At 76.6% G+C, this 19,386-nt stretch carries 19 protein-coding genes; 7 read left to right on the top strand and 12 right to left on the bottom strand.

Features of this window, described 5'->3' with window-relative positions:
• Window positions 1-9 precede the first annotated feature (9 nt).
• The 3 genes from BMY88_RS02235 to BMY88_RS02245 are packed head-to-tail and all read right to left on the bottom strand — an operon-like array spanning window position 10 to window position 2,929.
• Window positions 10-639, bottom strand: coding sequence for a LutC/YkgG family protein (locus BMY88_RS02235; RefSeq protein ID WP_091939638.1), 630 nt, complete (start codon window positions 637-639; stop codon window positions 10-12).
• On the bottom strand, window positions 636-2,135 hold the full coding sequence (locus BMY88_RS02240; RefSeq protein ID WP_091939640.1) for a LutB/LldF family L-lactate oxidation iron-sulfur protein: 1,500 nt from the start codon (window positions 2,133-2,135) through the stop codon (window positions 636-638). Before BMY88_RS02240 ends, BMY88_RS02235 begins: the two co-directional genes overlap by 4 nt.
• Entirely contained in the window at window positions 2,132-2,929 is a 798-nt protein-coding gene (locus BMY88_RS02245) for a (Fe-S)-binding protein (protein WP_091939643.1), read from the bottom strand. Before BMY88_RS02245 ends, BMY88_RS02240 begins: the two co-directional genes overlap by 4 nt.
• A gap of 150 nt (window positions 2,930-3,079) precedes the next feature.
• Here BMY88_RS02245 and BMY88_RS02250 point away from each other — a divergent pair, with 150 nt between their 5' ends.
• On the top strand, window positions 3,080-5,296 hold the full coding sequence (locus tag BMY88_RS02250) for a glycoside hydrolase family 3 C-terminal domain-containing protein (protein ID WP_091939645.1): 2,217 nt from the start codon (window positions 3,080-3,082) through the stop codon (window positions 5,294-5,296).
• A gap of 19 nt (window positions 5,297-5,315) precedes the next feature.
• Here BMY88_RS02250 and BMY88_RS02255 read toward each other — a convergent pair whose 3' ends face one another.
• Entirely contained in the window at window positions 5,316-5,774 is a 459-nt protein-coding gene (locus tag BMY88_RS02255) for a DUF5313 family protein (protein WP_091939647.1), read from the bottom strand.
• Window positions 5,771-6,277 carry a MarR family winged helix-turn-helix transcriptional regulator gene (locus BMY88_RS02260; protein ID WP_211435426.1) on the bottom strand — a complete coding sequence of 169 codons (507 nt, stop codon included), beginning with the start codon at window positions 6,275-6,277 and terminating at the stop codon, window positions 5,771-5,773. The genes BMY88_RS02255 and BMY88_RS02260 overlap by 4 nt, the downstream gene beginning before the upstream one ends.
• Before the next feature lie 89 nt (window positions 6,278-6,366).
• Here BMY88_RS02260 and BMY88_RS02265 point away from each other — a divergent pair, with 89 nt between their 5' ends.
• From BMY88_RS02265 to BMY88_RS02275, 3 genes are all read left to right on the top strand, one after another.
• Entirely contained in the window at window positions 6,367-7,248 is an 882-nt protein-coding gene (locus BMY88_RS02265; protein WP_091939650.1) for an LLM class flavin-dependent oxidoreductase, read from the top strand.
• 125 nt (window positions 7,249-7,373) lie between these two features.
• Window positions 7,374-8,309, top strand: a complete 936-nt coding sequence (locus tag BMY88_RS02270; RefSeq protein WP_091939653.1) for an anti-sigma factor RsbA family regulatory protein — start codon at window positions 7,374-7,376, stop codon at window positions 8,307-8,309.
• 85 nt (window positions 8,310-8,394) lie between these two features.
• The gene (locus BMY88_RS02275) at window positions 8,395-9,402 is read left to right on the top strand and encodes an Acg family FMN-binding oxidoreductase (RefSeq protein ID WP_091939655.1); all 1,008 of its coding nucleotides are present in this window, start codon (window positions 8,395-8,397) and stop codon (window positions 9,400-9,402) included.
• Window positions 9,403-9,432: 30 nt separating this feature from the next.
• Here BMY88_RS02275 and BMY88_RS02280 read toward each other — a convergent pair whose 3' ends face one another.
• Entirely contained in the window at window positions 9,433-10,131 is a 699-nt protein-coding gene (locus BMY88_RS02280) for a monooxygenase (protein ID WP_170860913.1), read from the bottom strand.
• A 23-nt stretch (window positions 10,132-10,154) separates the two neighbouring features.
• A complete protein-coding gene (locus BMY88_RS24815; RefSeq protein WP_091939660.1) occupies window positions 10,155-11,291 on the bottom strand; it encodes a cold-shock protein in 1,137 nt (378 codons plus the stop codon).
• A gap of 134 nt (window positions 11,292-11,425) precedes the next feature.
• On the opposite strand from BMY88_RS24815, the gene mug reads away from it, so the two are divergent.
• Window positions 11,426-11,944 (top strand): G/U mismatch-specific DNA glycosylase, encoded by a 519-nt coding sequence (gene mug / locus BMY88_RS02290; RefSeq protein ID WP_211435427.1) that lies wholly within the window; start codon window positions 11,426-11,428, stop codon window positions 11,942-11,944.
• 5 nt (window positions 11,945-11,949) lie between these two features.
• On the opposite strand, the gene BMY88_RS02295 is transcribed toward mug, so the two are convergent.
• The 3 genes from BMY88_RS02295 to BMY88_RS02305 all read right to left on the bottom strand — a co-directional run bounded on the left by BMY88_RS02295 (window position 11,950) and on the right by BMY88_RS02305 (window position 15,649).
• Window positions 11,950-13,179: a C40 family peptidase gene (locus tag BMY88_RS02295; RefSeq protein ID WP_091939661.1), complete on the bottom strand. Its 1,230-nt coding sequence runs from the start codon at window positions 13,177-13,179 to the stop codon at window positions 11,950-11,952.
• 326 nt (window positions 13,180-13,505) lie between these two features.
• The gene (locus tag BMY88_RS02300; protein WP_091939662.1) at window positions 13,506-14,648 is read right to left on the bottom strand and encodes an aminotransferase-like domain-containing protein; all 1,143 of its coding nucleotides are present in this window, start codon (window positions 14,646-14,648) and stop codon (window positions 13,506-13,508) included.
• Window positions 14,645-15,649 carry an EamA family transporter gene (locus tag BMY88_RS02305; RefSeq protein WP_244524411.1) on the bottom strand — a complete coding sequence of 335 codons (1,005 nt, stop codon included), beginning with the start codon at window positions 15,647-15,649 and terminating at the stop codon, window positions 14,645-14,647. Before BMY88_RS02305 ends, BMY88_RS02300 begins: the two co-directional genes overlap by 4 nt.
• 21 nt (window positions 15,650-15,670) lie before the next feature.
• Between BMY88_RS02305 and BMY88_RS02310 the strand changes: the two genes are divergently transcribed.
• The gene (locus BMY88_RS02310) at window positions 15,671-16,588 is read left to right on the top strand and encodes a LysR family transcriptional regulator (RefSeq protein ID WP_091939663.1); all 918 of its coding nucleotides are present in this window, start codon (window positions 15,671-15,673) and stop codon (window positions 16,586-16,588) included.
• A 4-nt stretch (window positions 16,589-16,592) separates the two neighbouring features.
• Entirely contained in the window at window positions 16,593-17,033 is a 441-nt protein-coding gene (locus BMY88_RS02315; protein WP_091939664.1) for an NAD(P)H-dependent oxidoreductase, read from the top strand.
• A gap of 419 nt (window positions 17,034-17,452) precedes the next feature.
• Here BMY88_RS02315 and BMY88_RS02320 read toward each other — a convergent pair whose 3' ends face one another.
• Together BMY88_RS02320 and BMY88_RS02325 are read right to left on the bottom strand one after the other, a co-directional pair.
• The gene (locus BMY88_RS02320; protein ID WP_091939665.1) at window positions 17,453-18,490 is read right to left on the bottom strand and encodes an LLM class flavin-dependent oxidoreductase; all 1,038 of its coding nucleotides are present in this window, start codon (window positions 18,488-18,490) and stop codon (window positions 17,453-17,455) included.
• A 68-nt stretch (window positions 18,491-18,558) separates the two neighbouring features.
• Window positions 18,559-19,356: an SDR family NAD(P)-dependent oxidoreductase gene (locus BMY88_RS02325; protein WP_091939666.1), complete on the bottom strand. Its 798-nt coding sequence runs from the start codon at window positions 19,354-19,356 to the stop codon at window positions 18,559-18,561.
• Window positions 19,357-19,386: the final 30 nt, after the last annotated feature.

The raw sequence follows: 19,386 nt of genomic DNA on the forward strand, positions 1-19,386 counted from the left end.
GCGGGGAAGCTAGTCGCCGGCGAGGACGACGACGAGGGTGCGCGGCCCGTGCACGCCCTCGACCCGCTGCAGTTCGATGTCGCTGGTGGCCGAGGGACCGCTGATCAGCGTGAGCGGGCGGAGCGGATCGAGGCGCGCCAGGCCCTCGGGGACGCTCCCGACGACCTGGTCCGCGGTCACCACGCAGACGAGCAGGTCGGGGAGCAGCGACAGCGCCCGCCGCCCGCACACGGGGGAGGCGTCGAGCACGAGGGTGCCGGTCTCGGCGATCGCGAGGGTCACGCCCGTGAGGCTGGCGGCGAACGCGGGAAGCTCGACGGCGGGCCGGCCGTCGTCCTCGGTGCAGCCCGCCGGCCGCCAGCCCTCCGGCACCCCGGGGGCGACGACGACGTCGCCGGGCACCCAACCGGCCCCGAGGGCAGTGTCGAGCGCGGCCGTGACGGTGGCCCCGATCGCGTCGGGCGCGCAGCGGAGGACGGTGGCGCGGTAGTCGGTGAGCCGGTCGGTGAGGACGTCGAGCAGTTCCGGCAGCGGGCGGTCGTCGGTGGTGCGGTAGTCGCGGGCGACCGGGGCCGGAGGTCGGCGCTCGGGGCCGAGGGCGGTGCGGATCCTCGCCAGCACCTCGTCGCGGGCGGTCACGCCCCGTGCTCCCGCGCCCAGGCCTGCGTGAAGGTCTCCCGCGGCGGGGTGGGCAGGTCCCGGGCGCGGGTCCAGGCGCTCGCGGGCGGGGGCAGGGCCGCGGGGAGGGTGGGCCGGCCGCGGGCGAGGAAGCGGCCGAGCCCGGCGGCGCGCTGGGCGAGCCGCCACAGCCGCGGGTGCGACATCACTCGGGCCAGCGCCCGGAAGGCGGCGGCCTCGGGTGTGGTGCGCTGCTGCGCCTCGACGTGCTCGCCGCGCAGGTGCACGAGCATCGAGGGGATGTCGATGGCGACGGGGCAGACGTCGTAGCAGGCCCCGCACAGGGTCGACGCGTACGGCAGCGAGGCGTTGGGGTCGTTCTCGTCGCCCGACATGCCGGTCAGCTGGGGGCTCAGGACGGCGCCGATCGGGCCGGGATAGACCGAGCCGTAGGCGTGGCCACCGGCGCGCTCGTAGACCGGGCAGACGTTGAGGCAGGCCGAGCAGCGGATGCAGTGCAGCGCCTCCCGCCCGACCTCGTCCGCGAGCACCGCCGTCCGCCCGTTGTCCAGCAGCACCAGGTGGAACTCCTGCGGGCCGTCGCCGGGCGTGACCCCGGCCCACAGCGAGGTGTAGGGGTTCATCCGCTCGCCGGTGGAGGAGCGGGGGAGCAGCTGCAGGAACACCTCGAGGTCGCGCCAGGTCGGCACCAGCTTCTCGATGCCCATCACGGTGATCAGCGTCTGCGGCAGCGTGAGGCACATCCGGCCGTTGCCCTCGCTCTCGACGACGGCCAGGGTGCCGGTCTCGGCGACGGCGAAGTTGGCGCCGCTCACGGCCACCCGGGCGCGGAGGAACCGCTCGCGCAGGTGGGTGCGGGCGGCCATCGCCAGCCGGCGCGGGTCGTCGGTGAGGCCCGGGTCCACGCCGGGGATCGTGCGGGCGAAGATCTCGCGGATCTCGGCGCGGTTCCTGTGGATCGCGGGCACGAGGATGTGGCTCGGCCGGTCCTCGCCCAGCTGCACGATCAGCTCGGCGAGGTCGGTCTCCAGGGCGGTGATCCCGGCGGCCTCCAGGGCCTCGTTGAGGCCGATCTCCTGGGTGGCCATCGACTTCACCTTGACCACCTCGTCGGCGCCGGTCGCGCGCACCAGCGCGGTGACGATCGCGTTGGCCTCGGTGGCGTCGCGGGCCCAGTGCACGGTGCCGCCGCGGGCGGTCACCTGCCGCTCCAGCTCCTCCAGGTGCTCGTCGAGGCGGGCCATGGTGGCGGCCTTGATCGCCCGGCCGGCCTCGCGCAGCTGCGCCCAGTCGGGGACCTCGGCGACGACGCCGGCGCGCTTGCCGCGGATCGTCGTCGTGGCGGCGCCGAGGTTGGCCCGCAGCTGGCCGTCGCGCAGCGCGTCGCGGGCGGCGGCGGGGAACGGCCGGTCGCCGCGCAGGTTGCCCACGCCCGCCGGGGCGGTGGGGAGGGTGGGTCGCTGCGCCTTCGGCATCCCGAGGTGGACGGCGGTCATCGCGCTCCCCCTCCGTGCAATTCCGCGCTTCTGCCCGGTGCAGAAGCGCGGAATTGCCCGGGTGGGGCGTCGGTCGAGGCGAGGATCTCGGCCAGGTGCACGGTGCGGGTGCCCGACCGGAGCCGGGACAGCCCGCCGCCGATGTGCAGCAGGCACGAGGCGTCGCCGGCGGTGCAGACCTCCGCGCGGGTGGCGAGCACGTCGGCCATCTTGTCGGTCAGCATCGCGGTCGAGGTGTCGGCGTTCTTCACCGCGAAGGTGCCGCCGAACCCGCAGCACGACTCGGCCCGCGGCAGCTCCACGAGCTCCAGCCCGCGCACCGCCCGCAGCAGCTGCAGCGGCCGGTCGCCGACCCGCAGCAGCCGCAGCGAGTGGCAGGTCGGGTGGTAGGTGACCCGGTGCGGATAGGAGGCGCCGACGTCGGTCACGCCGAGGACGTCGACCAGGAACTGCGACAGCTCGTACGTCCGCGCCGCCAGCGCTTGCGCCTCCTCGGCGAGCCCGTGCTCACCGGCCCGCCGCGCCACCGCCGCCTGCTGGTGGCGGATCGAGGCGACGCACGAGCCGGACGGCGCCACGACGACGTCCGCGCCGGCGAAGGCCCGGACGTGGTTGGCGACGATCGGCACCGCCTCGCGCCGGTAGCCCGTGTTGACGTGCATCTGCCCGCAGCACGACTGCCCGGCCGGGACGACGACGTCGTGCCCGAGCCGCTGCAGCAGGGTCGCCGTCGCCCGGGCCACCTGCGGCACCAGGGTGTCGACCAGGCAGGTGGCGAACAGCGCGACCCTCACGGGGTCGTCCGGACACGAGCGGCGCGGCAGGGGCGAGGCGGCACACCGCAGTATGGGGTCGCGGCGCCGCGCCGGCGGCGCCGCCGGACGCGCACGGCGGGACCGGACCGAGCTCTTCCGCCGATCCCCCGATCGTGAGAGGAACACGGCATGACTTCCGACGCCGGCCCGGAGCCGAGCCTGCAGGACGCCGCCCTCACCAGCGGCGCCTCGTTCTGGACGGTCGAGGGCGAGGGCATCGCCCCCTTCTGGCTGACCGACGGGCCGCACGGCATCCGCAAGCAGGTCGGGTCCCCGGACCACCTGGGGCTGGGCGCGAGCGAGCCGGCGACGTGCTTCCCGCCCGCGGTGGGGCTGGCGCAGTCCTGGGACCCGGGGCTGGCCGCCGAGGTGGGTGCGGCGCTCGGGCGGGAGGCGCAGGCGCTGGGGGTCGGCGTGCTGCTCGGACCGGGCGTGAACCTCAAGCGCGACCCCCGCGGCGGCCGGAACTTCGAGTACCTCTCCGAGGACCCGGTGCTGACCGGGACGCTGGCCGCCGCCTGGGTCCGGGGCGTGCAGAGCGAGGGCGTGGGCACCGCGCTGAAGCACTTCGCCGGCAACGAGGCCGAGCACGACCGGATGCGCGCCAGCTCCGACGTGGACGAGCGGCCGCTGCGCGAGGTGTACCTGCGGGCCTTCCAGCGGGTCGTCGAGGACGCGCGGCCGTGGACCGTGATGAGCGCCTACAACAAGGTCAACGGCGTTCCCGCCTCCGAGGACCCGTGGCTGCTCACCGAGGTCCTGCGCGGGGAGTGGGGCTTCGAGGGTGCGGTGGTCAGCGACTGGGGTGCGGTGGCCGACCGGGTCGCGGCCGTCGCGGCGGGCCTGGACCTGCAGATGCCCGGACCGGACCCGGACGGCGACGCCGGTCTGCTGGCCGCGGTCGCCGAGGGCCGGCTGGATCCCGCGGCGCTGCGGCGGGCCGCCCGGCGGGTGGCGGAGCTCGCGGCGCGGGTGGCCGCCTCCCGCCGTCCGGACGCCGCGTTCGACGTCGACGGCCATCACGAGCTGGCCCGCCGGGTCGCGGCCGGCTGCGTGGTGCTCCTCAAGAACGACGGCGGCGTCCTGCCGCTGGCGCCCGCCTCGTCCGTCGCCGTCATCGGCGAGTTCGCGGAGCTGCCGCGCTACCAGGGCGGGGGCAGCTCGCACGTCACCCCCACCCGCGTCGACGTCCCGCTGGAGGAGCTCCGGAGCCGCCTGGGGGACGTGCGGGCCGCCCGCGGGTTCAGCACCGACGGGACCGGGGACGCCGACGCCCTCCGCGCCGAGGCCGTCGAGGTGGCCCGCGCCGCGCAGGTCGCCGTCCTGTTCGTCGGGCTCGCCGCGCGGCAGGAGTCCGAGGGCTTCGACCGCGAGTCCATCGAGCTGCCCGCCGACCAGCTCGACCTCGTCCGCGCGGTCGCCGCGGTGCAGCCGCGGACGGTGCTGGTGCTCTCCTCCGGCGGGGTGGTGCGGCTCGCGCCGGTCGTGGACCTGGTCCCCGCGATCCTGGACGGCGCGCTGCTGGGACAGGCCGGGGGAGCGGCGCTCGCGGACGTCCTGGTGGGCGCGGTGAACCCCTCGGGGAAGCTCGCCGAGACCGTGCCGCAGCGCCTGCAGGACGTGCCGGCCTATCTCGACTTCCCGGGCGAGTTCTCCCGGCACCGCTACGGCGAGGGCCTGCACGTCGGGCACCGCTGGTACGACGCCCGGGGCATCGACGTGACCTTCCCCTTCGGCCACGGCCTCTCCTACACGACCTTCGACGTCTCCGGCCTCGCGCTGACCGCCGCTGACGAGGGCATCACGGCCACGATCACGGTGACCAACACCGGCGACCGGGCCGGCCGCGAGGTCGTGCAGTTCTACGTGGGCGTGCCCGGCTCGGCGGTGCAGCGCCCCGTGCGCCAGCTCGCCGGCTTCGCCGGGGTGACGCTGGCGCCGGGGGAGAGCCGGCAGGCGACGGCGTTGCTGCGCCGCGCCGACCTCGCCTACTGGCATCCGAAGGCGCAGCGCTGGGTCCTGGAGCCCGCCGGCTACGAGGTGTCCGCCGGCGTCTCCAGCCGGGACCTGCGCGCCACCGCGACCGTCCGGGTCGAGGGCGACGACGTCCGGCTGCCGGTCACCGCCGAGACGACCCTCGGGGAGCTCATGGCCGACCCCGAGGCCGCGGCGGCGATGGCCCCGATGCTCGGCGCCCTGACCGGGGGATCGGGTGTCGGGTCGGGGGAGGCCCTCGGCACCGACATGGCCCGGATGATCGCGTCGATCCCGCTCGGACGCCTCGACGCCCTGCGCGGCGCCCGCGAGGGGAAGCGGCCGGCGGACGCGCCGGAGGACGCCCGCTGACGGGCCGGGACGCCGTCCCTCAGCGACCCTGGCGCGCCCGGTACCGCTCCGCCCGCCTGGCGGCGGCCGCGCGGCGGCGCTGGGAGGCGAGCGCCTCCCGGCCGGCCGAGATGCGGTCGCGTCCGGCCTGGGCGCTGCCGATCGGGTAGCCGGCCTTGCGGACCCGGTTCTCCACCGTCTCGGACATGTAGGCGACCGCGAAGAACGTGCCCAGGATCAGGCCGATGAGCGCGGTCATGCAGCGCAGCCACAGCGGGCCGGGGACGAGCACGACGACCAGCGCGATGGGCACCGACAGCTGGACCAGCGTGCGGGCGACGTGGCGCAGGCCCCAGGTGCGGGTGGTGACGTCGTGCAGGACCCAGCTCCGGTGCCGGGCGGGGAGCCCCGCGCCGAACGCGTAGAGCACCCAGCGCAGCGGGTTCGGCCGGACGAGCGGTTCGGTCAGGACGGGGGTCTCGACCACCGGGCGGGTCATGCCGGCACCTCCTGGGCGCGGTCGACGGGCGGGGGAGCGGCGAGCGCCGCCTGGGCGGCGGCGTTGACCCGGGTCAGCGCCTGCTGCAGCGCCAGGAGCTCCTCGACCGGCAGGCCCAGGTGCTCGACGATGCCGGCGGGGATGCGCTCGGCCCGCTCGCGCAGCGCCCGGCCCGTGTCGGTCAGGGCGATGGCGAGGCTGCGCTCGTCGCGGGCGTCGCGGTCGCGGCGGACGTAGCCGGCCGCCTCCAGGCGCTTGACCAGGGGGGACAGGGTGCCGGGGTCCAGCTGGAGGAGCCGGCTGAGGTCCTTGAGCGCGAGCGGGCCGTGCTGCCACAACGCGAGCATCACGAGGTACTGCGGATGGGTGAGCCCCATGGGCTCCAGCCACGGCCGGTAGACCGAGACGACGGTCCGGGCCGCGACCGACAGCGCGAAGCAGACCTGTCGCTCGAGGGCCAGGGGGTCGCCCGCCGGCAGGTCGGGGTCCGGAATGGGGGTCACAGCTCCACTGTAGGCCAACCATTGGGGCGCCAAGCGATGTCGCCGGGTGAGTCCGGTCTCCTGTCGGTGGCGCGCTCGATACTGGCGCGGTGACCCTCGACCTCTCGGCCGTCGTGCTCCCCGACCGGCATCCGGTGTCCACGTTCCTGGACGACGTCCGGGCCGTGGAGGCGGCGGGCGTGCGCACCGCCTGGACCTATGACCACCTGCGCTGGCCGCTGCTGGCGGACGCACCGTGGTACGGCGCCGTGCCGCTGCTGGCCGCGGCGGCCGTCGTCACCGAGCGGGTGCGGCTGGGCACGCTGGTCGCCTCGCCGAACTTCCGCCACCCCGTGCCGTTCGCCAAGGAGCTGATGACGCTGGACCAGCTCTCCGGCGGCCGGCTCGAGGTGGGGGTGGGGGTGGGCACCGAGGGGCCCGACGCCCGGGTGCTGGGGGAGCCGCCGCGGAGCCGGGCGGGGCGCGCCGACCGGTTCGCCGAGTGGCTGTCGCTGCTGGACCGGCTGCTCACCGACCCGGTGACGACGGCGCGGGGCACCGAGTACTCGGCGGTCGAGGCCGCCACGATCCCCGGCTGCGCGCAGCGGCCGCGATTGCCGCTGACGGTGGCGGCGGCGGGTCCGCGGGCCCTGCGCCTGGCCGCCCGGCACGGCGCGTCCTGGGTCACCTACGGCCCCTTCGGCGCCGACGTCGCGCCGGAGGAGTGGTTCTCCGCGGTGGCCGAGCAGAGCGGCCGGCTGGGCGACGTCCTGGCCGAGGAGGGGCGCGCGCCCTCGGCGCTGCGCCGGATCGTGCTGGTGGGGCTCGAGCTGGCGTGGCCCTACGAGAGCCGGGAGCGCTACCGGGACACGCTCGGGCGCCTGGCCGACGCGGGCATCGACGAGGTCGCGGTGCACTGGCCGCGGCCCGACGACGGACGCGGCGTCCCGGCGGCGGCCCTGCCCGACGTACTGGCCGCACACGGGCTGTGAGCGGGTGACGGCCTCGACGGGGGTAGCGTCGGTGTGGTGAAGGCCACGTCGCGGCGGGATCCCCTGACGGCCCCGCGCCCCGGCGACCGCCTCGGCCGGGCCGGGACCGTCGCGCGGGTGACGGCGTGAGCCGGGTGCGCCCCACGGGCGCCTGGGACGGGACCCGGTTCGCGCACGAGGGCTTCGTGTACGGCACCGACCACGAACTCGTCCACCGGGTGGTGCCGTTCGTGCTCGAGGGTTTCTCGCGGGACGAACCGGTGCTGGTCGTCGCCGGGGAGCGGGTGCGCAGCCTCCTGGCCGCGCACCTGGGACCGGACCTCGGCCGGCTCGCGCTCTTCGCCGCCGCGGAGACCTGGTACCAGGGCGGCGCCCGGACGCTGCAGGCCTACGACCGTGACCTGCGCGGCCTGCGGGCGACGACGCCGCACTGGCGGCTGGCCGCCGAGCCGGTGTGGCTGGCCGCCGAGGACGGCCGCGAGTGGAGCCGCTTCGAATCGGTCGCCAACCGCTGCTACGACGACATGCCGTACTACAGCCTCTGCCTGCACGACCGGCGGCGGCTGCCCGCCGACGTGCTGGACGCCGTGGCCCGCACGCACCCGCTCACCTGGGGCGAGGGCACGCCGGTGCCGGCGGCGGAGTACGAGGAGCCGGGGGTCTTCCTCCGATCGGTGCAGCCCGCGTGGGCGCCGCGGCCGGCCGGCGCGGAGGTGCTCGTGGTGACCTCCCCGTGGTCGGCCCGCCGCCAGACGTGCGCGCTCGTGCCGGACGACCGGCGCGCTCGCGTCGGCGACGTCGTCCTGGCCACCCACGAACTCCTCCTCAACTCGCTGACCGTGGCCCCGTACGCGGAGCTGACCACGTGGATGGAGGGCGACGTCTTCGTCGTCGAGGTCTCCGACTCCGGTCCGGGGCTGCCCGACGAGACGCGGGGGTACGTGCCGCCCGACCCCGGTGACGGCCCGCACGGGATGTGGCTGGCGTGGAGCCTGGCCGACGACGCCGCGGTGCGCTCCGGGCCGGACGGCACCGCGATCCGGCTCTACTTCGGCCCCTGAGCCGATGCGGCTCCCCGGCCCGCGATGGGGTAGGCAGGACCGGAGCACGTAGGAGCCCCCGCGAGGGGCGGACAGGGGGTGGCCCGTGGACCGGGAGCAGTGGAGCCGGGTGGTGGAGGCCGCGACGCGCGCGCCGTCCATCCACAACACGCAGCCCTGGTCGTTCTCCGTGACCGGGGATCGCCTCGACGTGCGGACCGACGCCGCGCGGGCGCTGCACACGCTGGACCGCACGGGCCGGCAGCGGGTGATCAGCTGCGGGGTCGCGGTGGAGTTCGCGGTCGTCGCGCTGCGGGCCGAGGGCGTGGACGTGGCGGTGGAGCTGCAGCCGGACCCGGCGTCCCCGGAGCTCCTGGCCACCCTGACCGTGACCGGCCCGCGGGAGGTGTCCGAGGCCGACCGCGCGCTCGGCGCCGCGATCGCCAGCCGGCACACCGAGCGCGCGCCGTTCCGGGCCCAGGCCGTGCCCGCCGAGGTGGTCGACGACCTGCAGCGCGCCGCGGGCACGTTCTCGGTGTGGCTCAAGCCGATCACCGAGGCCGACGAGGAGGTCGCGACCGCGTTCCTGGTGGCCCGGGCTGAGGAGCTCGAGCAGAGCGAGCCGGAGTACGTGGAGGAGCTGCAGCGGTGGCTGCGCACCGACCCGGCGGCGACGGACGGCATCCCGGTCGTCTCGGTGCCGGCCGAGGACCCGGCGACCCGCCCGTCGAACTGGCTGATCCGCGACTTCGCCGTCGGCACCCGGCCGGCGGACCGGTCGCCTTTTCACAACCCCGACGACCCCGACGCGCCCCCGCCGGCGGTCGAGCGGCCGACGGTCGTGCTGGTGGGCACCGACAACGACGACGAGATCGCCTGGCTGACCGCGGGGCGGGCGCTCGGGCAGGTGCTGCTGCGGGCGACCGTGGCCGGGCTGGCCGCGTCGCCGCTGACCCAGGCGCTGGACTGGCCGGCCACCCGCACCCAGCTGCGGGGCCGGCTGTCGCTGGTCGGGCACCCGCAGATGCTGCTGCGGCTGGGCTACCCGAGCAGCGACCGGACGCCGTCGACCAACCGGCGCCCGGTCGCCGAGGTGCTCACCTTCGCGGACTGAGGCCGAGCCCCGGCGGGGCTCCCGCCGGGGTCAGGCCAGAGGGTCGGCGCCGCCGAGCGTGCCGACCGTGGACAGGACGGCGAGGCGCGCGAACAGCTCCTCGGCGTACCAGCCCTCTCGGGCGGTGCGCTCGACGACCGCGGCGTGCGGGGCCCGGTCGTAGGCGAAGGAGTTCAGCGCGGCCGCGGACTCCCACACGCTGAACGTGCCCTGCAGCCCGAGCGGGGCCTCCCCGATGCCCAGCGCCATCCGCAGCCCGGGGGAGCGGTGCAGGTCCGCCGAGACCGGAGGCACCGCCGCCCAGAAGCGCGCGGCCCGGCGGGGCACCAGCCGGGCGCGGGTGACCGCGGCGACCGGGCCCGCCCAGCGGGCCGGGCGGGGGCGGCCGAAGGGCTCGCGTCGCGACCACAGGCCGCGCGAGGTCAGCGGCCGCAGCCGCGCCGACCACTCCTCGTCGGCGAACGCGCGCCAGCCGGCCACCGGCCGCCCGCGGTCGCCGGCGTCGGCCGCCACGTCGTCGTCCCAGACGGCGAGCAGCCCCCAGCGCCGGGGATCGGCGTCGCGCACCGTGAAGGTGCGCCCGCTGCCGGTGCCCAGCAGCTTGGCGAACCGCAGCCCCGGAATTCGGCGCAGCCGGGGGCGGTCGGTGGCCATGTGCGCGATCGCGCGACCGATCCCCCGCCCGGACACGCCCCACAGGTGCAGCGTCACGAGCGGGGGAGCGGGCACGCCGTCGAGCTCTCCCCGAGGGGTCAGAGCGGGTCGACCGAGTCGGCCTGCATCCCGCGCTGACCGCGGCTGGCCTCGAACGCGACCCGCTGACCCTCCTGGAGCTCGCGGTAGCCACCGCGGTCGGGGATGGCGGAGAAGTGCACGAAGACGTCGTCGCCGCCGTCGTCGGGGGTGATGAACCCGAACCCCTTCTCGGCGTTGAACCAGTTCACGGTGCCCTGCCCGCGACCACCGCCACCGCCGCCGCCGGAGGGACGCCGGGCCGGCCGCTCGTCGCGGCCGCGGGCGGGCCGGTCGGAGCCGCCACGCTCGGGGCGCCCGCCGCGGCCGCCCCCGCCGCCACCGACGACGCGCACGCCCTCGGCCTGCATGCCGCGCTGGCCGCGGACGGCGTCGAACTCGACGCGCTGGCCCTCCTCGAGCTCGCGGTAGCCGTCGGAGTCGATCGCGGAGAAGTGAACGAACACGTCCTCGCCGCCGTCGTCGGGCTGGATGAACCCGAAGCCCTTGTCCGCGTCGAAGCGCGCGACGGTGCCCTGCGCCCGCCCGCCGCGGCCGCCGCCGGGCTCGAACCGGCTGCGCTCCGTACGCCCACCGCGCTCCGGCCGTCCGCCGCGGCCGCCCCCGCCGCCACCGACGACGCGGACGCCCTCGGCCTGCATGCCGCGCTGGCCGCGGACGGCGTCGAACTCGACGCGCTGGCCCTCCTCGAGCTCGCGGTAGCCGTCGGAGTCGATCGCGGAGAAGTGGACGAACACGTCCTCGCCGCCGTCGTCGGGCTGGATGAACCCGAAGCCCTTCTCGGCGTTGAACCGCGCGACGGTGCCCTGCGACCGGCCACCGGAGGCGCGCCCGGCACCGCGGTCGTCCCGATCCCGGCGGTCGTCGCGACGGTCGTCCCGGCGCTCACCCCGCTCGGCCCGCTCGCCCCCGGGCCGGCCCCCGCCGCCGCCCACCTGGCGCACGCGGTCGGCCTGCAACCCGCGCTGGCCCTGACTGGCCTCGAACTCCACCGTCGCGCCCTCGTCGAGGCTGCGGAACCCGCCGTCGTCCTCGATGGCGGAGAAGTGGACGAAGACGTCGTCCCCACCGTCGTCCGGGGCGATGAAACCGAACCCCTTCTCGGCGTTGAACCACGTGACCGTGCCCTGCGGCATCTGCGCTCCTGCTCTCGTCCGTCCCTGCACCGGGTACCTACCCCGCTCGCGCGGGGCGCACCCGCGGAGAACGGTGCCAGGTGGCTGCTTCGGCGTCGACGGCGGGGCCGGGAACGACTCGGCAGACTGTCGCCGTGGGAGGCGTTCCGGCGGGCAAGCCGCTGCCCGATGTGATCGCTCCCGGGCTCGACGTCCTCTTCTGCGGGATCAACCCGTCGCTGACCTCGGCCGCCGTCGGGCACCACTTCGCGCGGCCGGGCAACCGGTTCTGGCCGGCGCTGCACCTGGCCGGGCTGACGCCGCGGCGGCTGGCCCCGGACGAGGACCGGGAGCTGCTGCGCCACGGGCTGGGGTCGACCAACATCGTCGACCGGCCCACCCGCACCGCCGCCGAGCTCGCTCCCGACGAGCTGCGGGCCGGGCTGGCGGCGCTGGCCGACCTGGTCGTCGCGTACCGGCCGCGGGTGGTCGCCGTGCTCGGCGTGACGGCCTGGCGGCAGGCGACCGGCCGCCGCCGCGCCGCGCTCGGCCGCCAGCCCGAGCCGCTCGGCGGGGCCGAGACCTGGGTGGTGCCCAACCCCAGCGGGCTCAACGCCGCCCACCAGCTGCCCGACCTGGCCCGGTGGTACGGGCAGCTGCGCGGCGGCCGCTGATCGGTTCAGGCGATGCGGCGGGCGCTGTTGTAGCCCGGCATCGAGTCGACCGGGGCGACCTTGACGGGCTGGCCGTAGGTGGAGGCGTGCACCATCTGCCCGTTGCCGATGTAGATGCCGACGTGGCTGACCGGGCTGTAGAAGAACACCAGGTCGCCGGGCTGCAGCTGCGACCGCGCGACGGGCACGCCCATCGTCGACTGCATGCGGCTGGAGTGCGGCACGGCGACGCCCGCGGCGGCGTAGGCGTACTGCACCAGGCCGGAGCAGTCGAAGGCGTTCGGCCCGGCGGCCGCCCACACGTACGGGTCGCCCAGCTGGGCCATCGCGGTGTCGACGGCGACCTGGGCCGCCGGTCCGCTCGCCGGCGCGGCGACGGGGGCCGGCGCCGCGGCCTGGACCGGGCGGGGCGGCGGGGGAGCGGCCGGCCGGGGTGCCTGCGGGGCGGGCGCGGGCGCCGGCGGGGGGCCGGCGGCCTGCCCGGCGGCGGCCTGCTCCGCGGCGGCCCGTTCGGCGGCGGCCCGTTCAGCGGCGGCCTGCTCCGCGGCGGCCCGTTCGGCGGCTGCCTGCTCCGCGGCGGCCCGCTCGGCGGCCGCTCTCTCGGCGGCGAGGCGGGCCGCCTCCTCCTCGGCCATCAGCCGGTCGTAGTCGGCCTGGAAGCGGGCGACCTGCTCGTCGAGCGCCGCCTGCTGCCCGGCCACCTGGTCGAGCAGGTCCCGGGCCTCGTCGGCGGCCCCGTCCGCCGCGGACCGTGCCGCCGCGGCGTCGGCGTCGGCCCGGGTGGCGTCACCGAGCAGGCCGTTGCCGTGCTCGGCGATGGACTGCAGCGTGCTCACCCGGTCGAGCAGGTCGTCGGGGGAGGAGCTGGCGAGCATCGACTGCAGGGAGCTCAGCCGGTCCCCGGTCCACGCGCTCCGGGCGACGGTCGCGACGCGCTCCTGCGCGGCGGCGAGGGAGGCCTCCGCCGCCTCCACTGCCGCGGCCGCGGCGGAGGCGTCCGCCTGGGCCTGCGCCAGCAGCTCGCGGGCCTCGTTGAACCGCTCGGTGACCACCTCGAGCTCGTGGCCCCGCGCGGCGAGCAGCTCGGCGGCCTCCTGCGAGGTCGTGGGCCCGGGATCGCCGGGGGCCGCGGTCGCCGGGAGGGGCCCGAGGGCCAGGCCGCCGGCGGCGGCCAGGACGAGGAGGGTGCGGGTGCCGGGGAGCCGGCGGCGGGTGGGGACGGGCGAGCTCGCCATGGGCGGCGGGGCGGTCCTCTCGTGCACGGCCGCCCCGGGACGGGCAGGGACCGCGTGCGCGCGACGGGGGCGCACTCGAGCGACGTCGGTGTCGGTCGGGTCCTCCCGCCGGCGGCGCGCGGGCCGGCGGGGCGGCATCCGGTCCGGCTGCCACCAGTGAGGTGGCGGGGAGCCGTCCGGACCCGGGCCACGCTAGGTCCGTGACCGGAGCGTGACAATCCGTCCGGGGGAAGAGCCTGCTCAGGGCCGAAGGGCCCTGGAGCGGGCCGGGCGTGTCGCCCGGCCCGCTCCCCGGCTCGCCGCAGGGCCCGCGGTGGGGTCCTTCCTCAGCCCCGGGCCGCCGCCACGGCCTCGGCCAGCCGGCGGACGCCCTCGTCGACCACGTCGGCGGTCACCCCGGAGTAGGCGAGCCGGAAGGCGTTGTGGCCGCCCTCGAGCAGGAAGTCGGTGCCCGGCACGATCGTCACCCCGCGCGCGGTCGCCTCCCGGACGATCGCGGCGACGTCGTGGCCCTCGTCCTCGGGCAGGCTCACCCACAGGAAGTAGCCGCCCTCGGGACGGCGGAACGTGGCCTGCGGCAGGTGCCGGCGCAGCGACTCGTCCAGGACGCCGACGCGCTCGGCCAGCGCCGTCTTGACCCGCTCCAGCGCCGCCGGGAACCGGTCGCCGGTGACGTACTGGTAGACGGTGCCCTGCGCGACCATGTTCGGCGCGATGTAGGTGTTGGTGGCCCGCACGCGGATCCGGTCGATGACCGCCGGGGGCCCCACCAGGTAGCCGACGCGGATACCGGGGCAGACGGTCTTGGAGAACGAGCAGGCGTAGACGACCTGCCGGCTGTCGGCGCCGCCGTCGAGCTCCAGCATCCGCGGCAGCGGCTCGCCGGTGAACCGCACGTCGACGTACGGGTCGTCCTCGAAGAGCAGGAAGTCGTACTCGTGCGCCAGGGCCAGCAGGCGCTCCCGCTTGGCGAGGGACAGCGTGTAGCCGGCCGGGTTCTGGAAGTTCGGGATCACGTGCGCCAGCGCCGGGCGCAGGCCGCCGGCCAGCAGGGCCTCGACCTCGTCGACGTCGATGCCGTCCTCCTGGAGCGTCACCAGGTGCACCTCGCCGCCGCGCTCGCGCAGGCCGAGCAGCGTGCGGTCGTAGGTGGGGCGCTCGGTGATCACGGCCGTGCCGGGGCGCACGTACTCGTCGAAGAGGAACGCGTCGGCCTGCATCGAGCCGTTGGTGACCAGCACGTGGTCCTCGGGGACGCCGTGCTTCTCGGCGATCCACCGGCGCAGCGGCACGTAGCCGATCGCCGTTCCGTAGCCGGTGACGCCGGCGGGGTCGTTCTCGAAGGCGGCGACCGCGGCCTGCTTGAGGCCGTCGACGTCGACGATGTCGGTCGAGGGGGCGCCCCGGGCGAAGGAGATCGCCGCGGGCGGCGTGGGGCGCTGCGTCTGGCCGGTGTCGGAGTCGGTCACACCGACGATCCTGCCGTGCGCGCGAGCGCGGTGTCGTCCGGGTTCTGCGAAGCGGCGTCCCGGGGCGGGCCGGCCGGCCGGGGCGGGCGGGAACCGAGCAGCACGCCGGCGACGACGAGGGCGCCGCAGGCCAGCTCGACCGGCGGGGTCGCCTCGCCGAACAGCAGCCACGCCGACGACGTGCCGACCACGGGCACCAGCATCGAGAACGGCGCCACGACCCCCGAGGGGTGCCGGCTCATCAGCGTCGTCCAGATGCCCGATCCGCCCAGGGTGGCGACGACGACGGTGAACGCGAGCCCGCCCAGCGCCAGCAGCCCCTCGCGGTCGCCCAGGCCCGTCAGCGAGGCGCCGATGCGGGCGGGGCCCTCGACCAGCAGCGAGGCGGCGAGCATGGGCAGCGGCGGGACGACGGTCATCCACAGGGTCAACCGGAAGGGCCGGGGGGCGCGGGCCTGCCGGCTGGACAGGTTCCCCAGCGCCCAGCCCAGCCCGCCGCACAGCGTCAGGACGACGGGCAGCAGCGCCGCGCCGCCGTCCAGCCCGGCGCGGTGCACTGCGATCCCGCCCAGCCCGGCGACGGCGACCGCGGTGCCCGCCAGCTGCCGGGCGCCGAGCCGCTCGTGCAGCAGCAGCCCGGCCAGGACCACCGTGAACGGCGCCGACGACTGCAGCACCAGTGAGGCGAGCCCGGTAGGCATGCCGGCGTCCATGGCCGCGTAGAGGAACACGAACTGCAGGACGCCGAAGCCGAACCCGTAGCCCAGCAGCCAGCGCAGCGGCACCTCGGGGCGCGGCACGAGCAGCAGGGTCGGCACGGCGATCAGGGCGAACCGCAGCGCGACGAGGAAGAAGGGCGGGAAGTGCTCCAGCGAGAGGTGGATGGCCGGGAAGTTCAGCCCCCACACCGCGGCGACGAGCAGGGCGAGCAGGCGGTCACGGGTGGGCACGCCGTCGAGGGTGCGGGCGGACACCGTGCAGCACCAGCGAAAAGAGCTCATGCGACGTTGTAGCGTCGCTACATGGACATCCGCGCCCTGGACACGTTGCGGGCGGTGCGGACGCAGGGCGGCGTCAGTGCGGCCGCGGCGGTGCTGCACCTCACGCCGTCGGCGGTCTCGCAGCAGCTGGCCGCGCTGACCCGCGACGCCGGCGTGCCGCTCACCGAACGGGTCGGCAGGGGGCTGCGGTTGACCGCGGCGGGGGAGGCGCTGGCCGACGCGGCGGTCGACGTCGCGGTCGCGCTCGAGCGGGCCCGGGCGGCGTGCGCGGTGTTCCTCGACCGGCCGGAGGGCACGGTGCGGGTGTCGGCGTTCCAGAGCGGCGCGCAGCTGCTGTTCCCGGGCCTGCTGACCCGGGTGCGGGCGCTGGGCGGGATCGACCTGGAGTGCTCCGACGAGGACGTCGCGCAGGACGAGTTCCCCGGCCTGACCGACCGGGTCGACGTCGTGGTCGCGCACCGGCCGGACGGCGGGGCGGGCTGGCCCGGCGCGGGGGCGCGGCTGACCGTCGTCCCGCTGTTGCGCGAGCCGCTGGACGTCGCCGTCCCGGTCGACCACCCGCTGGCCGGCCGGGACTCGGTGCGGCCGGGCGACCTGGTGGACGAGGAGTGGATCGCCGTCCGCCAGGGGTTCCCGGTGGCCACGGTGCTCGACGCCGTCGCCGCCGCGGCCGGGGTGCCGCCGCGGATCACCTCCCGGATCAACGACTTCTCGGTGGTGGAGGCGCTGGTCGCCGCCGGGCACGGCGTCTCGCTGCTGCCGCGGCACACCGGTGGCACGCACCCCGGGGTGCGGCTGCTGCCGCTGGCCGGGGTGCGCGCCGGGCGCCGGGTCGAGGCGCTGCTGCGCCCGGACGTCGCCGAGCGCGTCGTCGTCCGCCGGGTGCTCGACGAGCTGGTCGCCGAGGCGGCCGTGGCGATCGCCGGCCGGGCAGGATGACGGCGTGCCCCGCCTCCTCGTCGTCCACCACACCCCCTCGCCCGCGCTGCAGGCCGTGCTGGAGGCGGTGCGGGAGGGCGTCGCGATGGTCGACGACGTCGAGGCGACCGTGCGTCCGGCGCTCTCGGCGGGCGCGGCGGACCTGCTCGCCGCGGACGGCGTCCTGCTCGGCACGCCCGCGAACATCGGCTACATGTCGGGGGCGCTCAAGCATTTCTTCGACACCGTCTACTACCCGTGCCTGGACGCCACGGTCGGCCTGCCGTTCGGCGTCTACGTGCACGGCAACGACGACACCGCGGGCGCGCTGACCAGCATCGCGAAGGTCACCGGCGCGCTCCGCTGGAAGCAGGTCGCCGCGCCGCTGAGCCTCACCGGGGCTTCCGGACCGGCCGATCTCGAGGCGGTCCGGGAGCTCGCGGCGACGGTCGCGGTCAGCCTCTGAGCACCGACCCCGCTCGGCGAGCTCCCGCAGCCGTCCGGCGTCTGCGGCCAGGCCGCGGCGGAGGTGGCGGGGCATGATGCGCCGTCCCGGCGATCGCCGTCGACGGGTCCGCGCGCGACCGGGCCGGGAAACGGGCCGAGCCCCGCCCACCTGCCCTCCCCCGAGGCGGTGAGCGGGGCCCGTTCCCCCGTGCTCGCGTCGCCGTTCCCCCCGTGACCCGGCGACAGGGAGGACTCTGCCGGCCGCGCCGCACGATCCCCGCAGCCGTTCCGCACGATCTCCGCAAGAAGCCGACGGCGACCGTGCCGGCGCCTTCGGGACGGTGCCGGGGTGATCGCGCCGGCACCGTCCGGAACTCGCCGGCGGGGTGGCCCGCGGGGTGGCCGGCGCATGGGCGGGGGGCCGGGGCGCGCGGGATCTCACCCGGCGGGCCGCCAGCCCAGGGCCGGGCCGAGCCGGGTGGCGATGTCGGTGAGGAGCTGCACGTAGTCGGCATCGGCGAAGCCGAACGGCAGCGCGAACACCACCTCGTCGACCTCGCGGAAGCCGGCATGGGCGTAGAGCTGCTCGGCGATGGCCTCCGAGGGGCCGATCAGGTCGCGGGCGAAGAGCATCCGCGCCGGACCCTGCGGCGCCGTCGTCCGCGGGGTGCGCGCCGCCACGTAGGCCTCGTACCGGGCCCGCTGCTCGGGGGTCGCGGAGTCGGTGGGGACGACGACCAGGCCCTGGGAGGCCCGGGCGGCGGCCCCGTCGGGGTGCTCGGCGCGGAAGGCCCGCAGGTGCGCGGCCTGGATGCCGGCGAAGTCCGCGGGGTCCACGCCGTCGATCTCCTCCGACCGCACCACGCTGCTGGTCAGCAGGTTCATCGCGTTCTCGCCCGCCCACTCCGCCGACCGCAGACCCGCCCCGCCGTACCACGCGCGCGCCCGCAGGCCCGGCGAGTGCGGCTGCACCCGGTCGGAGAACTCCTCGACCACGCCCTCGCGGCCGGAGAACGTGCTGGCCGGGTCGCCGGCGATCAGCCGGAGCAGGCGCAGCACGCGCTCGTAGGAGAAGTCCTCGACGTCGGCCGTGTCGGGGTAGAGCGCGGCCTTCACGTCGTCCCAGTGCATCGGCGGGCCGACGCTCATCCCGGGGTTCAGCCGCCCGCCGGAGAGGATGTCGACGGTCGCCCAGTCCTCGGCCAGCCGCAGCGGGTTCTCCCAGCCCAGCGGGGTCACCGCGGTGCCGAGCTCGATCCGGCGCGTGCGCTGCGTGGCCGCGGCCAGGACGGCGACCGGCGAGGAGATCCCGTACTGCAGGTGCCGGTGGCGGAACCAGGCGCTGTCGAGGCCGAGCTGCTCGCCGAGCTCGACGACCCGCAGCGTGGTCTCGTGCCCGGCGGCGGGGTCGGCCGGGTCGAACGACCCGATGGTCAGGAAGCCCAGCTTCCGCAGCGGTGTCCCGGCCCGTGGCATCCTCAGCTCCTCGATCGACTTGATGGGAATTGAACCCGACCGCTCGCCCGGGCCGGCGGTCGAGGGGGTCAGTAGTGGATGACGCCGCGGGTGCCGCCGCCGACGGCGATCGACTCCCCGGTGATGCCGGCGCTGCGCGGCGAGGCGAGGAAGGCCACGAGGTCGGCCACCTCCGCCGCCGTGACCAGCCGGCCGATGCTCGTGCCCGCGGCCATCCGCCGGGCCGCCTCGGCCTCGTCGACGCCGTCGCGGGCCGCGCGGTCGGCGACCATGGCCGCCGTCCGCTCGGTGACCGTCATCCCCGGGTGCACGCAGGTGACCGTGATCCCGGCCGGGCCGAGCTCGTCGGCCAGGTTCGCCGTCATGGCGGCGACGGCGACGTTGCGCACCGAGCCGACGAGGGAGCCGGTGCGCAGCGCGTTGAGGCCGCTGACGTTGACGATCCGGCCCCATCCGCCCGCGGTCATGTGCGGCGCCACCGCCCGGGCGCAGCGCAGGTAGCCGAGCACCTTGGTCTCGAGCTCCGCGCGGACGTCGTCGTCGGTCAGGGCGGCCAGCGGCGGCGTCGCGCCCGCCGACGCCGGCCGGGCGGCGCAGTTGACCAGCACGTCGACCCCGCCCCACTCGCCGACCACGCGGTCGACCATGCCGTGGACGGCGGGATCGTCGGTGGTGTCGGCCGACAGCGGCAGCACCGGTCCGCCGTGCCGGGCCACCCGGTCGGCGGCCGCGGCCAGCCCGGCGGCGTCGCGCGCGACCAGCGCCACGGAGGCGCCCTCGGCGGCCAGCGCCTCGGCGACGGCCAGCCCGATGCCGCGGCTCGCGCCGGTCACGATCGCGCGCCGGCCGTGCAGTCCCAGGTCCACGGGTCCATCCTGCCTGCTCGGCGGGGTGCA

Source organism: Trujillonella endophytica, from assembly GCF_900110555.1.
Lineage (GTDB): Bacteria > Actinomycetota > Actinomycetes > Mycobacteriales > Geodermatophilaceae > Trujillonella > Trujillonella endophytica.

What these genes read in the sequence shown, in the direction of transcription:
- BMY88_RS02240 (WP_091939640.1), bottom strand. Translation starts at nt 2,135, where the DNA reads ATGACCGCCGTCCACCTCGGGATGCCGAAGGCGCAGCGACCCACCCTC.
- BMY88_RS02250 (WP_091939645.1), top strand. Translation starts at nt 3,080, where the DNA reads ATGACTTCCGACGCCGGCCCGGAGCCGAGCCTGCAGGACGCCGCCCTC.
- BMY88_RS02255 (WP_091939647.1), bottom strand. Translation starts at nt 5,774, where the DNA reads ATGACCCGCCCGGTGGTCGAGACCCCCGTCCTGACCGAACCGCTCGTC.
- BMY88_RS24815 (WP_091939660.1), bottom strand. Translation starts at nt 11,291, where the DNA reads ATGCCGCAGGGCACGGTCACGTGGTTCAACGCCGAGAAGGGGTTCGGT.
- BMY88_RS02295 (WP_091939661.1), bottom strand. Translation starts at nt 13,179, where the DNA reads ATGGCGAGCTCGCCCGTCCCCACCCGCCGCCGGCTCCCCGGCACCCGC.
- BMY88_RS02305 (WP_244524411.1), bottom strand. Translation starts at nt 15,649, where the DNA reads ATGAGCTCTTTTCGCTGGTGCTGCACGGTGTCCGCCCGCACCCTCGAC.
- BMY88_RS02310 (WP_091939663.1), top strand. Translation starts at nt 15,671, where the DNA reads ATGGACATCCGCGCCCTGGACACGTTGCGGGCGGTGCGGACGCAGGGC.
- BMY88_RS02320 (WP_091939665.1), bottom strand. Translation starts at nt 18,490, where the DNA reads ATGCCACGGGCCGGGACACCGCTGCGGAAGCTGGGCTTCCTGACCATC.